The organism is Nocardia neocaledoniensis, from assembly GCF_029868625.1.
GTDB lineage: Bacteria > Actinomycetota > Actinomycetes > Mycobacteriales > Mycobacteriaceae > Nocardia > Nocardia neocaledoniensis_A.
In genome coordinates this window covers 1-15,740 of record NZ_JARWOJ010000261.1, presented here as the reverse complement: position 1 = coordinate 15,740, position 15,740 = coordinate 1, and the positions used below count along the sequence as shown (strand labels likewise).

At 71.6% G+C, this 15,740-nt stretch carries 9 protein-coding genes; 4 read left to right on the top strand and 5 right to left on the bottom strand.

Annotated features, from left to right (window positions below; translation table 11 throughout):
• From QH270_RS20160 to QH270_RS20145, 4 genes are all read right to left on the bottom strand, one after another.
• Positions 1 to 5,236 (bottom strand): non-ribosomal peptide synthetase (locus QH270_RS20160; RefSeq protein ID WP_280344750.1); only part of this gene is annotated, 5,236 nt, incomplete at its 3' end.
• A gap of 14 nt (positions 5,237 to 5,250) precedes the next feature.
• Positions 5,251 to 8,403, bottom strand: a complete 3,153-nt coding sequence (gene nbtC, locus QH270_RS20155) for a nocobactin polyketide synthase NbtC (RefSeq protein ID WP_280344747.1) — start codon at positions 8,401 to 8,403, stop codon at positions 5,251 to 5,253.
• Positions 8,396 to 9,712 (bottom strand): polyketide synthase, encoded by a 1,317-nt coding sequence (locus tag QH270_RS20150; protein WP_280344744.1) that lies wholly within the window; start codon positions 9,710 to 9,712, stop codon positions 8,396 to 8,398. The genes nbtC and QH270_RS20150 overlap by 8 nt, the downstream gene beginning before the upstream one ends.
• Positions 9,709 to 10,461 (bottom strand): thioesterase II family protein, encoded by a 753-nt coding sequence (locus QH270_RS20145; protein WP_280344742.1) that lies wholly within the window; start codon positions 10,459 to 10,461, stop codon positions 9,709 to 9,711. Before QH270_RS20145 ends, QH270_RS20150 begins: the two co-directional genes overlap by 4 nt.
• Before the next feature lie 318 nt (positions 10,462 to 10,779).
• Here QH270_RS20145 and QH270_RS20140 point away from each other — a divergent pair, with 318 nt between their 5' ends.
• The gene (locus QH270_RS20140) at positions 10,780 to 11,445 is read left to right on the top strand and encodes a GNAT family N-acetyltransferase (protein WP_280344740.1); all 666 of its coding nucleotides are present in this window, start codon (positions 10,780 to 10,782) and stop codon (positions 11,443 to 11,445) included.
• A 50-nt stretch (positions 11,446 to 11,495) separates the two neighbouring features.
• On the opposite strand, the gene QH270_RS20135 is transcribed toward QH270_RS20140, so the two are convergent.
• A complete protein-coding gene (locus QH270_RS20135; protein ID WP_280344738.1) occupies positions 11,496 to 12,764 on the bottom strand; it encodes a SidA/IucD/PvdA family monooxygenase in 1,269 nt (422 codons plus the stop codon).
• 68 nt (positions 12,765 to 12,832) lie between these two features.
• Between QH270_RS20135 and QH270_RS20130 the strand changes: the two genes are divergently transcribed.
• The 3 genes from QH270_RS20130 (at position 12,833) to QH270_RS20120 (ending at position 15,515) form a co-directional block, all read left to right on the top strand.
• Positions 12,833 to 13,540 (top strand): siderophore-interacting protein, encoded by a 708-nt coding sequence (locus QH270_RS20130; RefSeq protein ID WP_280344736.1) that lies wholly within the window; start codon positions 12,833 to 12,835, stop codon positions 13,538 to 13,540.
• A gap of 127 nt (positions 13,541 to 13,667) precedes the next feature.
• A complete protein-coding gene (locus QH270_RS20125) occupies positions 13,668 to 15,020 on the top strand; it encodes an alpha/beta hydrolase family protein (RefSeq protein WP_280344734.1) in 1,353 nt (450 codons plus the stop codon).
• Positions 15,021 to 15,095: 75 nt separating this feature from the next.
• Positions 15,096 to 15,515: a TIGR03667 family PPOX class F420-dependent oxidoreductase gene (locus tag QH270_RS20120; RefSeq protein ID WP_280344731.1), complete on the top strand. Its 420-nt coding sequence runs from the start codon at positions 15,096 to 15,098 to the stop codon at positions 15,513 to 15,515.
• The last annotated feature ends 225 nt before the right edge of the window (positions 15,516 to 15,740 follow it).

The window sequence follows — 15,740 nt, the reverse complement described above, 5'->3', positions numbered from 1 at the left end:
CTCGTGGGACATGCGCGGCGCCGAGGAGCGCACCGTCATCGGCACCGACGGCCGCTACTCCGCGCCGGGGGCCGGCCCCGGGCCCCACCAGCGCGGCCGGGGCGCCCGCGCCCCCCCCCGCCCCCCCCGGCCCCCCCGCGCCCCCCGCGGCGGCCAGTTCGGTGATCGTCGCGCACTCGAACACGAGCTGCGGGGACAGCGGCAGGCCGAGTTCGGCGGCGCGGGCCGACCACTGGATGGAGATGACGCTGTCCCCACCGAGCGCGAAGAAGTTGTCCTCGCCGGTGACGTCGTCGATCTCGAGCAGTTCCTCGATCAGCGTGATCAGGGTGCGCTCGGTGTCGGACCCGGCTGCCGCCGTGCCCGGAACCGTCACGGCGGCAGCGGGTTCGGGCGCCGTGCGCAGCCGATCGAGTTCGGCTTCGGGCAGCACCCGCAGGTCGGCGACGGGCAGCTCGGGGGTCTCGGCGAAGGCCCGCAGGGTGGCGGCCAGCGCGTCGGCGATGAGGGCGGCGGTGGCCGGCTCGTACAGGTCGGCGTTGACGACGACGCGCACGTCCATGCCGCCGTCGGCGGTGACGTTCAGGCTCAGGTTCAGATCCAAGAACGAGACGTCGAAGTCGGCGGGCAGTACCGTCACCGTCGACGCGCCCGAGGACGCGAACGGCAGGGTGGCCGGTGCCCAGTCGGCACCGCGGAAGTGGATCATGCTCTGGAACAGGGGGTTCCGGGAGCGCGAGCGGCGCGGGTTGAGCGCTTCGACGAGTCGTTCGATCGGCAGATCCTGGTGCGCGTTGGCGTCGAGGACGACATCGCGCGCCGCGAGCACGGTGTCGCGCAGCGTCTTCGCGCCCGCGAAGTCGTTGCGCAGCACCACCATGTTGGCGAACAGGCCGATCAGGTTCGTGGTGGCCGGGTCGGTCCTGGCCGCCACCGGCGTGCCGAGGGTGATGTCGGTGCCGCCGCCGAGGGTGTGCAGCAGAGTGGCGACCGCCGCCTGGCAGACCATGAATTCGGTGGCGCCGCTGCGCATCGCGAGCGATTCCAGGCCCGAGCGCACGGTGGCGGGCAGGGTGAAGGTGACCACCTCGCCGCGCTTGCCGAGCACCGGCGGACGCGGACGATCGTGGGCGACCGCGATCTCCTCGGGCACCCCGGCCAGGGCCGAGCGCCAGTACTCGAGCTGGGCCAGCGCGAACTCGCTCGGCGTGGCCTGGTCGAACAGCTCGCGCTGCCACAGGGCGTAGTCGGCGAACTGGATCGGCAGCGGCTGCCAGCTCGGCGCGGCACCGGACTCGCCGCGCGCTCGGTAGGCGGTGGTCAGGTCGTCGAGCAGCACGCCGAAGGACGCGTGGTCGGCGACGATGTGGTGCACCAGCAGCGACAACACGTGGGTCTCGGCGTCGAGCACGAGCAGCTCGGCGCGGATCAGCGGTTCACCGTCGAGGGTGAACGCGTAGTTCGCGATCTCGGCCAGTTCCGCGGACAGGTCGGCGGGCGCGATCTCCCGGATCGGCAGTGGTACCGCGGTGGCGGGGTGCACGACCTGGTAGGGCACGCCGTCCTGCTCGGGGAAGGTGGTGCGCAGGGATTCGTGCCTGGCGACGACGTCGTCGAGCGCGGAGCGCAGGGCCGCGATGTCGAGCGCGCCCTCGATGCGCAGGGCCAGCGGCAGGTTGCCGACCGCGCCCGCACCTTCCATGCGGTACTGGAACCACATGGCCAGCTGCGAGTAGGACAGGGGGATGCGCTCGCCGCGCGGACGTCCGCCGAGCGCGGGACGTGCGGTGCGGGGCGATGTTTCCGGGCCTGCCTCGGTGCCCGCACCGGACTTCGCGCCCGCGTCGACCTGTGACGCCGATGTCGGCGAGCCATCGATGTCCCGAGCGAGAGCACCGGACGGCTGGGCGCCGTCGTCGAACGAAATCTCCTCGGCGGCATCGGAATCCACCGCGTCGAGGTCGATGTCGAATTCGGCGAGGAACCGCGCCACCAGATCGGCGGCCAGCGCGGCCGGGGTCGGGCTGTCGAAGACCACGCGTACGTCGAGTTCGACACCGAACTCCGCGCGCACCTGGGCGACCAGCCTGGCCGCGAGCAGTGAGTGGCCGCCGAGCTCGAAGAAGGAGTCCTCCGCACCGACCTCGTCGAGGTTGAACAGGGCGCCGAACAGCGCGCACATCTTGCGCTCGGTGGCGGTGGCCGGCGCGCGGTGGGTCCGCGCGACGGCGGGGGTCGCGGCGGGCAGGGCGCGCTTGTCGAGCTTGCCGTTGACGGTCAGCGGGATCTCGGGGATCACCGCGAACGCGCTGGGCACCATGTATTCCGGGAGGGCGCCCGCGGCGAAGGCCTGCACCTGTTCCAGGTCGACCGTGTCCGCCGCGGGGACCACATAGGCGGCCAGCATGGCGCCGATGGCGGGGTCATCGGTGACGATCACGACGCAGTGGGCCACGGCCGGATGGGCCGCGATCGCGGCCTCCACCTCGCCGAGTTCGATACGGAACCCGCGCACCTTCACCTGCTCGTCGGCGCGACCGACGAACTCGAGTTCACCGAAGCTGTTGCGGCGCACCAGGTCACCCGAGCGGTAGAGCCGCGCGCCCGGGGTGAACGGGTCGGCGACGAAACGCTGCGCGCTCAGCGCGGGCCGGTCGAGGTAGCCGCGGGCGAGCTGCTCGCCGCCCAGGTACAGCTCGCCGACGACGCCGTCGGGCACCAGGTGCAGCGCCTCGTCGAGGACATAGGTGTAGACGTTGCGGTTGGGGATGCCGATCGGCACCACGCCGGTGCCCTGCGGCCCGTCGACGGGCATGTGCGTGGAGCACACCACGGCTTCGGTCGGGCCGTAGTGGTTGCGCAGTTCGGCATCGAGGGTGTTGGCGAAGCGGTCGGCGACCTCGCCGGGCAGCGCCTCGCCGCCGACGGGCACCTGGCGCAGCGTGCGCCATTCGCTGACCTCGGGCAGCAGCAGGAAGGTGCTCAGCATGGACGGGACCATGTGCAGCACCGTCACCCGGCGGCGGGTGATGAGGTCGGCGACGTAGCGGATGTCGCGGAAGGCGTTGGGCTTGGGCACGATCAGCTGCGCGCCGACGGTGAGCGTGATGGCGATGTCCACCAGCGAGGCGTCGAAGCTCACCGACGAGGACTGCATCAGCCGGTCCTGCGCGGTCATGCTCCAGTCGGCGGTGAAGCAGACGATGTGTTCGGCGATCGCCGCGTGCGGCACCGGCACGCCCTTGGGCTTGCCGGTGGAGCCGGAGGTGTAGATGACGTAGGCGAGGTTCGCGGGCAGCAGGGGCCGCACCCGGTCCGCGTCGGTGGGCGCGGTTTCCGGCAGGGTGGCCGCGGCGGCCTCGGCGGTGGCGAGTTCCGGTGCGCCGAGCAGCACTCGGGGCTTCGCGTCGGCCACGAGGTACTCGATCCGGTCCTCGGGATAGGCCGGGTCGATCGGCAGGTAGGCGGCACCCGCCTTCAGCACGGCGAGCACGGCGACGATGAATTCCACCGAGGTGCCCAGCCGCAGCCCGACGATGTCCTCGGTGCCGACGCCCTGGGCGATCAGCCAGTGCGCCAACCGGTTCGCGCGCGCGTGCAGGGCGCCGTAGCTGAGTTCGACGTCGTCGGAGGCCAGGGCGACGGCCGCCGGGTCGGCGGCCGCGGCGGCCTCGAACAGGGCGACCAGGGTGGTCGCCGGCTGGTCGACGAGCAGGCCGTGCGAGCGTTCCAGCAGCGCGGCGCGGTCGGCGGCGCCGAGCATGTCGAGGTCGGCGAGGCGGCGGCGCGGGTCGCGCAGGGCGGCGTCGAGCAGGTTGCCGAAGTGCTCGAGCAGCTGGTCGACGAGGGCATCGGCGAGTACGTCGGTCTGGTATTCGGCCTCGACGACGGCGGTGCCGTCGGCCTCGAGCACGATGGCCAGCGACAGCGGCACCTGCGCGCTCGCCGCGCCGAGGTCGAGCAGGGTGGAGCTGACGCCGTCGAGGGCGAACCCGTCGGCGCTCTTGCGCACGGAGAAACCGAGGCGCACCAGCCGGTCCATGCCGTCACGGCCGGCCACGCGATCCGGATTGGCCTCACGGACAACGCGATCGATGCCGACACCGCGCCGGGCGAACGCGCCCGCACAGGTGTCGCGCACGGCCGTGACCAGGTCGGCGAAGTTCTGGCGCGCGCCGAGGGTGGCACGCAGCAGCAGGGTGTTGCCGAAGTAGCCGATGAGCCGCTCGGTGCCCGCGGGCCGGTCGGTGACCGGAACGGAGACCAGGAAGTCGTCGGCGGCGGTGTAGCGGTGCACGAGCGCGTCGAAGCCGGCCAGCAGCACCATGAACGGTGTCGCGGCCTGCTCGCGCGCGAACTGCTCGGTGCGGGCGACCAGCTCGGCAGGCAGCCGATGGGTGCGGCGCTGGGCGTGGCGGCCGGGGTTCGCCGCGGCCGAGCCGGGCAGTTCCAGCGGCTCGGGGAGCGGGCGCAGCGCGTCGCGCCAGTAGGCGACATCCGCTTCGGCGGGTTCCGCGGTGGGTGCGATCGCGGCGAACTGCACGGTGTCGTCCGGGCCGGCGGGACGCGCGGTGGTCACTTCGCCGGGAACGGCGCCGGTCTCCTCGGTCGATGCCACGCGCCGGGCCGCCGCCGCCCGGTAGGCGGCGTTCAGCTCGGCGAAGAACACCGCCCAGGAGTCGTCGTCCCAGCAGATGTGGTGGATGGTGAACAGCACCACGTGCTCGTCGGCGCCGGTGCGGATCAGCGTGGCCCGCAGCGGGAGTTCGGTGCCGAGGGCGAACGGACGGTCGAAATCGCGGCGGGCCAGCACCTCGACCCGCAGGTCGCGGCCGGATTCGGCGAGGTCGGTGAGGTCGTGGGTGGTCCAGTCGGCGCGCGCGTCGGCGGTGAACACCTGGAACGGTTCGCCCTCGGCGTCGGCGCCGTAGGTGGTGCGCAGGATGTCGTGGTGGGCGACGACGGCGTCGAAGGCGGCGTGCAGGCGCTCGGCGTCGAGCGGGCCGGTGAGCCGGTAGGCGACACAGATGTTGAGGGCGGTGTCGTCGGCGTCGCGGGTCTGCAGGAACCACATGCGGCGCTGCCCGGGGGTGAGTGGGCGACGCTCCCCCGCGGCGATGCGCGGGACGGCGGTCGGGGCCGGTGCGGTGGCGGCCATGCCGCCGTCGCGCAGCTTCTGCTGCAGCAGCCGCTTGCGGCGCTCGGCGACGGACAGGGTGGCTTCGGTGTCTGACATGTTCTTTCGGCCCCTCAGCCCTGGTTGGTGTTCTGTGCCATCAGCAGCACGACATCGTCGAGCGACGCGCCGCCGAGAATCGCCGCGACCGGCAGATCGCGATCCAGCTCGGCCTTGACCCGCTTGCGGAAGTCCAAGGCCTGCAGGGAATCCAGGCCGAGCGCGACCAGCGGCATGGTGGCGTCGATGGATTCGGTGCTGTCGCCGCCGATCACCTTCAGCAGTTCGGTGCGCATGCGCAGGTCGAGCGGGACGGCCTCGGTGCTCGGTGCCGGCTCGCTCACCGGCGCTGTCGATGCCGCCGGTTCCGCGTCTGCGGTGGGTGGCGGCGTGTTCGCCTGGCGCGCGGGCGCGTTCGACTCGAGTCCGGTGAGCAGACTCTCCTGACCGAAGGCGCCGAGCACCTCGCGCAAAAAGTCCCAGTCGGCGGCGATGATCATGCCGTCGCGGACCGGCTCGGCGAGCCCGGCCTCGATCGCGTCGGCGGGCACCATCGGGTACACCCCCGCCTCCTCGACGCGGGCGAACCCGGCGTCGTCGAGCGGGCCTGCCACGCTCCACAGGCCCCACTGCAGGCTGGCCGCGGCGATGCCGCGCGCACGCAGGCGGCGGGCCGCGACATCGAGCATCCGGTTGGTCACCGCGTACAGGATCTGCCCGCGGCCACCGATGGTCGCGGCCATCGACGAGCACAGCAGGACCCTGGCGTCGGCGGTGAGCGGGGCGGAGTCGATGAGGTTGTCCAGGCCGCGCAGCTTCGCGGCGGCCGCGGTGCGCACATCGGCGGCGGTGATCTCGTCGAGTTCGGCGTCGACGTAGTTGACGGCGGCGTGGATCACCAGGTCGGCCGGGCGGTCGGCGATCTCGGCGCCGAAGGCTTTCGCGGCGCCCGCATCGCTGACATCGCAGGCACCGACCACGATCTCGGTGCTCCCGAGCCCACGCAACCGCGCCAGTTCGCCCGCCAGCTCCGCGGTCTCGCCGCTGCGGCTGAGCAGGGTGACCCGGCCCGCGCCCGTCCGCGCCAGGTGCTCGGCGAACCGCAGCCCCAGTTTGCCGGTGCCGCCGACGATGACGGCGTGCTCGAGACCTGTACCGAGCGAACCGCTTTCGCTCGCGGTATCGGGGACCAGGCGCTTCACGAAGAGCTTGCCCGAACGCAGCGCCAGCTCGGCCTCACCGGTGGAGTGCACGGCGCCGATGATCTTGGCGGCCTGCGCCGACGCGGGCTCGTGCGCGGCGACATCGAGATGCCGGAACCGGATACCCGGGTGTTCGATACCGACGCTGCGGAATCCGGCGGCCACACCCGCCTGGAACAGGCCGGGGAGCGGGTCGCTGTCGTGCACGGCTTCGCCACCGACGGTGAGCAGCCAGCACTCGCCGCCGGGGCGCAGTGCGGCCAGGGCGGCGGCCCAGGGGCGGTCGGCGTAGAAGCGGACCAGGGCGTCGGTCGCGTCGGCCACGCTGTCCTCGCCACCCGGGGGCAGCAGGACGAGCACTGTCTCGGCGTGTTCTTCGCGGACTGGATCGACCCGTCCGGCGATGGCGCCGAGTTCCGCACGGCCGAGCACGCGGGCATCGGCGCCGTGCCGGTCGGCCGCGGCGGCCAGCGCGGCGGCGGTCTGGGCGCATTCCCCGGTGTGGTCGACGATGAGCAGACTGCGCGGCGCGGTCAGGGTACGGCGCTGCAGTGGCGTCCACTCCTCCACCAGCCGTTGCGGTTTCGGCGTGGTGACGACGAGTTCGGCGGGTGTCGCGTGCGCACCCAGTGGTGCCCAGAGCCGCTTGGGCGCGGTGATCGTGTGCGGGAAATCGCGCAGCGGCAAAGTGACCGAGTCGTCGACGCGCAGCGCCTGCCACCGGTAGCCGAGGTCGAGGACGGCGACCTGGGCGAGATTGCGGGTGAACTCGGACAGATCCTCCGCCGTGCGCAACGAGGTGCCGAGGACCCGGAAGTCACGCGGCGGCAGGCCGGGGCGGGCCGGGACCTGGCTCAGGTTCTCCTGCAGAGCCAGCTGCAGGATCGGGTGCTCGGCGACCTCGATCATCAGGTCGACACCGTCGCTGCCCGCGGTGACCACGGCGCGGTCGAACCGCACCCGGTTACGCAGGTTCCAGAACCAGTACTCCTCCTGCTTGAGATCGGGAGTGATCGGCTCGCCGAGAGTCGCTCCATAGCAGGGGATCTCGGTCGGCGCGAAGTTCGGGGAACTCATCTCGTCCCCGAGGAAGCCCTCGAAGTCGGCCCGCACTTCGGCGACGATCGAGGTGTGCGCCGGGAAGGCGACCCGGATCTCCCTGGCGAACTGGCCGCGCTCGGTGGCCGCCGCCACCAGGTCGATGACGGCACCGCGCTCACCGGAGATGGCGATGATGTGCGGGGAGTTGACGACCGCCAGCTCCGCCCAGCCCGAATGCCGCGCCATCAGCGCTTCCACGCTCTCGCGGTCCATGCCGAACACGGCCATCGAATAGCCGCGCGGGGACAGCCGATCCGCGAGCAGGGCGCGATGGGTCACCGCGAGGACCGAGTCGCGCAGGGTCATCACGCCCGAGACCGCGCCGGCGGCCAGCTCGCCCTGGCTGTGCCCGACGGTCGCGCTCGGTTCGACACCGGCGGCTCGCCACACGGCGGCCAGGCCGGTCATGTGGAACATCAGCGCGGGCTGGACCTCCCACACCGTGTCCTCGTACTGACCCTCGTGGCCGAGCAGATAGTGCAGCGGCTGGGAGTGGCCGAATCGCTCCTCGTGCAGGGCCGCGCATTCGTCGACGACGGCGCGGTAGGGCGCGGACTGCTCATAGAACAGCGCGCCCATGCCCGGGCGCTGGCTGCCCTGCCCCGGGAAGACGAACCCGACGCGGCGCGCGCTCGCGGCGACGTCACCGCGCACCACGGACGGGTGGTCGGCATCGGTGGCGATCGCGTCGAGGGCGGCCGACAGGTCGTTGGTGGTGGCCGAGCCCGCGGCGGCGAGGATCAGGGCACGGCGACGGCGCGGCACGCGCGTGCGAAACAGCATGTCCGCCAGGCGTTCCGCGCTCACGTCGGGGTGGTCGACCAGATAGGCCCGCACGGCGGCGGCCTCGGCGCGCAGCCCGTCGACACTGTCGGAGGACAGCAGGACGGGAACTCGCCCGTCGGGCAGACGGTACTCAGCCATGGTTCTCCTCCAGCACCGGCAGGCCGACGATGGCGTGCGCGTTGGTTCCCGCGACACCGAACGAGGACACCGCGGCGTAGCGCAGGCCATCGGCGCGGGGCGCCCAGTCGGTGAGTTTCGCGGCGAGCCGCAGACTGGTCGCGTCCCAGTCGATATCGGTGGTCGGGGCGTCGGCCCACAGACTCGGCGCGATCGCGCCGTGCGCGCCGCACAGCAGCACCTTGATCAGCCCGAGCATGCCGGAGGCCGCCTGGGCGTGGCCGGCGTTGGACTTCACCGAGCCGAGCAGCGGGGTGTCGGCGCGGTCGGCGGCGCCGTAGGTGGCCGCCAGCGCGGTCAATTCGAGCGGGTCGCCGACGGCGGTGCCGGTGCCGTGGCCTTCGATGAGGCCGATCTCGCTCGCCTCGATCCCGGCCGCGGCGACGGTGGCCTCGATGAGCCGCTGCTGCGCCGCCGCGCTGGGCACCGCGAGCGGCGCGCCCGCGCCGTTGTGGTTGACCCGCGAGCCGAGCAGCCGACCGTAGATCCGATGACCGTGCGCCTTCGCCCGCGACTCGCGCTCGAGCACGATGACGCCGGCGCCCTCGCCCCACAGGGTTCCGGTCGGGTCGGCGGCGTAGGAACGGCAGTGGCCGTCGGTGGCCAGCGCGTTGTTCTTGGAGAACTCGTAGAACGCGCCGGGCGAACCCATCACGCACACGCCACCGGCCAGCGCCCAGTCGCACTCACCCGCGCGCACGGCGGCCGCGGCCTGGTGCACGGCGGTGAGCGAGGACGCGCACGCGGTGTCGACGCTGATCGACGGGCCGATCAGGCCGAGCCCGTGCGAGATCCGGCCCGCTACCGCGCCGAGCGCGGTGCCGGTGGCACGGTAGCCGCTGTACTCGTTGACCTCGCCGGCGCGCGGCCCGTACTCGACCGTCGACACGCCCATCCAGACGCCGGCCGGATCACCGTCGAGCGCACCGGGATTGATGCCGGCGTGTTCGAGCGCGCGCCATGCCACCCGCATGGCCACCCGCTGCTGCGGATCCATGGCCACCGCCTCGCGCGGGGTGATGCCGAAGAACTGGGCGTCGAATTCGGTGGCGCCGTTGAGGAAGCCGCCCGCGTCGCGCACGGGCGCCCAGCCGTCGAGCCTGCCGAGGGCGAACAGTTCGTCGAGCGGCCACTCCCGATCGCGGGGGAAGGGGCCGATCAGTTCGCGGCCGTCGGCCAGCGCCGACCAGAACGCGGGCAGGGTGTCGACGCCGCCGGGGGCCTCGATGCCCATGCCGACGATGACGATGGGATCGGTGTCCTGACTCATCGCGCGAGAGCCTGACCCGCGAGCACCTCGGCGATGCCCTCGATGTTCTCGTCGATGTAGAAGTGCCCGCCTTCGAACAGGTTGACCTCGATCGAGGCGGTGGTGCTCCGCTCCCAGCCGTACAGATCGCGGGGGCCGACGAACGGGTCGTCGTCGCCGCCGAGCACCAGCACGGGCGCGGCGATCTGGACGTCGGCGCCGCAGGAGTACGCGTCGAAGGCGCGGTAATCGGCCTTGAGGACCGGCAGCGCCATCCGCATGACCTCGCGGCTGGCCATCACGTCGGCGCCGGTGCCGTTGAGCGTGGACATGTGGTCGAGCAGTTCCTCGTCCTCGGTGGGATGGGCGGGCAGCTCGGCGATCCGGTGCGGCGCGGCCGCGGCGGAGACCACCAGCAAACGCACCGCCAACCCGGCGGCCTCGGCCAGCCGGACGAACTCGAACGCGGCGATCGAACCCATGCTGTGACCGAAGACGGTCAGCGGGGCGCCGGTGTCGCGCGCGGAGCCGCGGAAGGCCTCGAACGCGCCGGCGGCGAGCTCGGGCAGGGTCTGCGCGGCGGGTTCGGCCAGCCGGTCCTGCCGCCCCGGGTACTGCACGATGACGGTGTCGAAGTCCTGGCCCATGCGCTTGGCGAACACCCGGTAGGCCGACGCGCCCGCGCCCGCGTGCGGGAAGACGATCAACGGCGGTAGGGAATCGGTCCTGGGGGCCTGGAATTGCCTGATCCAGCCGAGTTCTCTTGCCATGTCTCTCCCTCACCGGCCACGCAGGGTCACGCCGCCGTTTCGCACTGTCCAACTCCGCGCAGAGGCACGGACCGGCCCGCACAGTCGTACGGATCGGGGCGAATCCTGTTGCACCCGAGACCGACCCGGGATGCCGGTCCGGCAACCTTCGGGCGATCGGTCGGGCAACAATATCACCCGGCCATTAGTATAGGCTAGCCTTACCATTGAGGTGACCACGGTGGTGATCGAATGATCGGATCGCCATGATTTCTGATTGAAACGCCGCGGTTTGCGATTGACCGCCGCGGTATGTGACTGAACGGAGCGCCGAGCCAGATGAGCCCCGCCGGGACCCCCTACGTGCTACCCCGCGAGCAGACCGAACTGCCCGCCGACGTAGCCGCCGCGCCGGCGCCGACCCTGCCGGTCTTCGCGGCACCCTTCGCCCTGCGCGCGGCCGACCCGGACGGCACCGACCCCGAACTGCTGGCCGAGTGGATGGCCCGACCGCACCTGCTCGACACGTGGGAACAGGACTGGGACGCCGACCGCCGCCGTCTCGATTTCACCGCCCAGCTGGCCGGAACCTATTCGCGCCCTTGCATTCTCAGTCTCGACTTCGAGTTGCTCGGCCGCCCCGGGCTCGGCGTCCGCGACATCGCCTACCTCGAGTTCTACCGTGCCGCCAAGGACGAGATCGGCCGCCTCTACGACTCGGCACCCGGCGACATCGGATTCCACATCGCCACCGCCGACACCGCCGTGATCGGCAAGGGCATCATGACCGGCTGGATCGCCACCATGATCAGCGCGCTCTTCGCCGCGAACCCCGACTGCCACCGCGTCCTCGGCGACCCCGACCACCGCAACCAGGCCATCTGCCGCAGCCTCACGAAGGCAGGCTTCCAGCTCGTCGACGAATTCGACGTCCGCCCCGATCGGCGCATCGCCCTGTACGCGGCGCCGCGCACCCCGGCCGACCTGCCCGTCGCCCGAGCCTGATCCGAGCAGACGACAGCCCCGCGCCTTCCGAGGCGCGGGGCTGTCGCGTGTCAGCGAGCGGTGACGCGCGAGCGGCTCCTGGCCGGTTCGGTCTGCAGCACACGGTCCGAGAGTTCGCCCAGGCAGCTCAGATTCGGGAACCCGGGGCCCTGCGCCAGCGCGGCCATGTTCGGCAGGTACAGCTTTCCGGCCAGGCCGGTGACGGCGAGGTCGTAGCCGATCGACGCCTCGATCCGCTGCTGGGTCAGGGGGCCGCCCACCGCGAGCTCGAGCTGGTCGGCGGTCTGCTGGTCGAACATCTCGAGGAACCACAGCGGCTGCCCGCCGGTGGCGTCGACGACCAGATCGAAGTTGTGCACCTGGTCGGCGCGCAGCTCGTTGGTCAGGGTCAGTGCCAGCGACTCGCCCTGCGGCACGATCTTGGTGACCCGGCCCTGCAGGTGGTGCACGCGATTGTCGCCGAGCAGGCTCTCCTGCACGCGGACCGAGAAGACGCCGCGATCGGTGCGCCGGATGACGTCGCGGCGCTCCTGGATGCTCAGCGCGTTCCACTTCACCGGGTCGCTGAACAGCGAGTTCTCGAAGAAGCTCTCGCCGCGGGTGTAGAGGGTGGCCATCGGCGAGATCACCGAGATGGTGAGCATCTCGTGGCGGACCAGCTCGTCCAGTGCCGAGCCCGCGGTCTCGCCGCCGCCGATCACCGCGGCGCGCGAGGCCACCGGCAGGCTGCGCTTGCCTGCCAGGTCCCAGAACTCGGCGATGCTGAGCACGCGCGGATGTTCGGCGAGCGCGCGGCTGCTGCGGCCGGGCCCGGTGATCATCAGGCGGTCGGCGGCCAGCTCGGTATGGCGACCATCGGCGTCGACGACGTCGACCTGCCAGCGGTCACCGGCGTGGCTGACCTGCTCGACCTTGCCGAGCACCAGCTCCAGATCGATGGACTTGGCGACCCACTGCAGGTACTTGGCCCAGACGTGATGCTGCGGACTCGGCCTGCCGCGGTCGATCCATTCGGCGTAGGTGCCGTGCTCGATCAGGAACGAGGTCCAGCTGAACGCGGCCATTCCCTGATCGATCTCGCGGTTGCGCCCGCGCGCCCAGGTGGACCGGTACGGGAAGCCGATGTCCTTCTCCGGGCTGGTACCGAGCCGGTGCTGGCCGTCGGTCCACCCGCCGGTGGGCAGCCAGTTGCCGCCGACCGCGTGCGACTCCACCACGATCACGCGGGGAGCGGCCAGACCGAGAGTGCGCAGGACGTGCGATTTAGCCGCTACCGCAAGGGCTTTCGGCCCCGCTCCGACTACCAGGAGGGTTTCCACCGGTTCGTTCTCCGCTCTCTCACGAACGCCGTACAGACAAATATGTGACCTTAGGCTAACCTAACGGCATGGGTAAGGGATTGAATGGGCTGATCACCAAGGCCTGGGGCGGCGCCGACTACACACTCACCGTGACCTCCAATGAGCAGATCACCGACAAGTTCGTGCGGATCGGCTTCACCGTCGGCGGACTCCTCGCGGACCACCCGGTGCACCCGACCCAGTGGATCCGGCTCTGGATCCCGGACGCCGAGAGCGACAAGCTGCACCACCGCGGCTACACCCTCGTCGATCCCAACCCGGAGGCCGATACCGCCAGCATCGACTTCGCCCTGCACAACGGCCCGGCCGCCGACTGGGCCGTGCGCGCGAAGCCGGGCGACCTGCTCGACGCCACCGTGCTCGGCTCCAACTTCCAGCTGCCCGAGCAGACCCCGAGCGAGTACGTCGTCTTCGGCGACACCGCCTCGCTGCCCGCCATCAACTCCCTGCTCGACGCCATCGGCGACACCCCGGCGCGGGTCTGGCTGGAATGGCAGTACGAGTCGGACATGACCATCCCCGTGCACAACAAGCCGCACCACCAGCTCACCTGGCTGCAGCGCGTCGACGACGGCCGCCTCCTGCGCGAGGCCGCGCAGGAGATGAGCTGCCCCGGCGACGCGTTCGCCTGGGTGGCCTGCTGCGGTCAGACCACCCGTTCGATCGTGAAGACGCTCAAGTCCCAGCACGCGCTGCCCAAGACCGCGATCAAGGCGCAGGCCTACTGGAAGTGAGGCCCGGGGATCACCCCCGAGGCTGACCGCGACTGCGCCTCGCGGCTGATGCGCCGGTAGCCGGCGCTGCGGCAGGCTGGTCGGACACGTCGGATCACCAGAGCCGACCCGACCGAATCGAGCGAGCGTGTCCGTCATCGATGCCCTGTTGCTGCTCGCCGCCGTGGCGCTCGCGATCACCCTGGTCGCCGTGCCGCGGATCGGCAGGCGGGTCGCACCGTTCGCCCTTCCGGTGCTGGTCATCGGCGCGCTGGGTGTGTGGGTGCTCGAGGGCTACTGGCACTGGTGGCCGGTATACCTGCTGATCGCGCTGATGTTCGCCTTCGTGGTGACCGATACCGCGAGCACCCGGCGCCGCGTGCTGTTCCGGTCCGGGATCGGTGCGCTCGCGGCCTTGTCGCTCCTGCCGTGGGCGGTGCCGCCGAGGCCGGCGCTGCCCGCACCGACGGGGCCCCATCTCGTCGGCTCCGAGATCTTCCGCTGGGTCGACGAGCGGCGACCCGAACCGGCCACCGCCGCCGACGACCACCGCAATGTGGTTGTGCAGGCGTGGTATCCGACCGAGGTGGCGTCCGGGCGGCAGTGGGAGTATCTCGACGGGCACGGCCGCAGGCCCGCGCGGATAGCCGGGGTACCGAGCTTCCTCGTCCCGGATCCCGACACGCACGCGACGGCTGACGTTCCGGTGTCACCGGCGCGCGAACGCTGGCCGGTTGTCCTCTTCTCCCCCGGCTACGGCGCGCCGCGCGCCTTCTACTCGGGCCTGCTGGCCGATCTGGCGAGTCGCGGGTTCATCGTGCTCGCCGTCGACCACCCCTATGAAGTGGCGGTGACCGAACTCGCCGACGGCACCATCGCCACGGCCGTCGAGAACCAGCCCGCCGACGACGCCGACGGCGATCGGTACATGACCGAACAGCTCGAAACCCGCACGGCCGACCTGCGATTCGTCCTCGATCAGCTTGCCCGCCCGGACGTCCTCGGCCCGCTCGAAGGCCGCCTCGACCTCGGCGAGATCACCGCCGCCGGGCATTCCTTCGGTGGCGCCGCCGCCCTCTCCGCGGCGATCGCCGACGAACGGATCACGGCCGCGGCCAATCTCGACGGCACGCTCTACGGCACTCCGCTCGCGCAACCGATCACCCGCCCCGTCCTCCTGCTCGAGAGCGACCACGCCGAAACCGGCCATTCGCAGCGCTATCTCGACGGGAACGCCCGGCTGCTGGAACGCTCCACGGCACCCTCGTTCCGCTACGAGTTCAGCGAGGCCAACCACTACAGCTTCACCGATGTGCCCCAGTTCCTCGCTCCACCAGTACGTTTCATCGCCTCGACGGTGATCGGCGGGTCGCGCGGCCCGGCGGCCACCCAGCGAGCCGCCAACGACATCCTGGTGCCGTTCCTGCTGGGTGAATTCGGCGAGGTCGACCGCGCCGCGCGGGCGCATTCCGGCGTCGAGGGCGGGCCGGTCCCGCGATAGTGGCGATCGCGGCCGATCTGGGCCATGGTGGACGGCGGAACGTCACCGGAACCCACCCACCGCGAGGAGCACACCGTGTCCGTTCTCGACGAGAGCACCCCCTTCGGCGCCATGGTCGCCCGGCGACTGGCCGAGGAACACGTCATCTGGCTGACCACCGTCGGTGCCGACGGCACCCCGCAGCCGAATCCCGTGTGGTTCCTGTGGCGCGCGGGCGAGTTCCTGCTGTTCACCCAGCCGGCGGCCAAGCGGCTGCGGCACATCGCCGAGCGGCCGCGCGTCGCCCTGAATCTCAACAGCACCCACTCCGGCGGCGACGTCGTCGTGTTCGCGGGCGAGGCCAGGGTCGGCGAGCAGGCCGACGCGGCGGAAATCGCCGATTACGTGCGCAAATACACCCAGGGCTTCGTCGACATCAAGATGACCGAGGGCGAATTCTTCGCCTCCTACTCCACTCCGATCCGGATCACCCCGGACCGTCTGCGCGGCTTCTGAGACGGCGCTCGGGGGCCCCCGCGGCGCGGCGGCCGCCCCGGGTGGCCCGGGGAGACGGCGGGGGGGGGCCCCCCCCCCGCCGGGGCGGGGCTCGCCGGGCCTGGGGGGGCGGGTGCTGCGTTGGCGGCGGCTGGTGGTGTAGCCCTTCGGGGCGCTGAGTCCCTGCGGTCGCTTTGGCCCAGGTCGCGGTCGGGGTCGATGGGGGCGCGGACGCGCTGTTTGAGC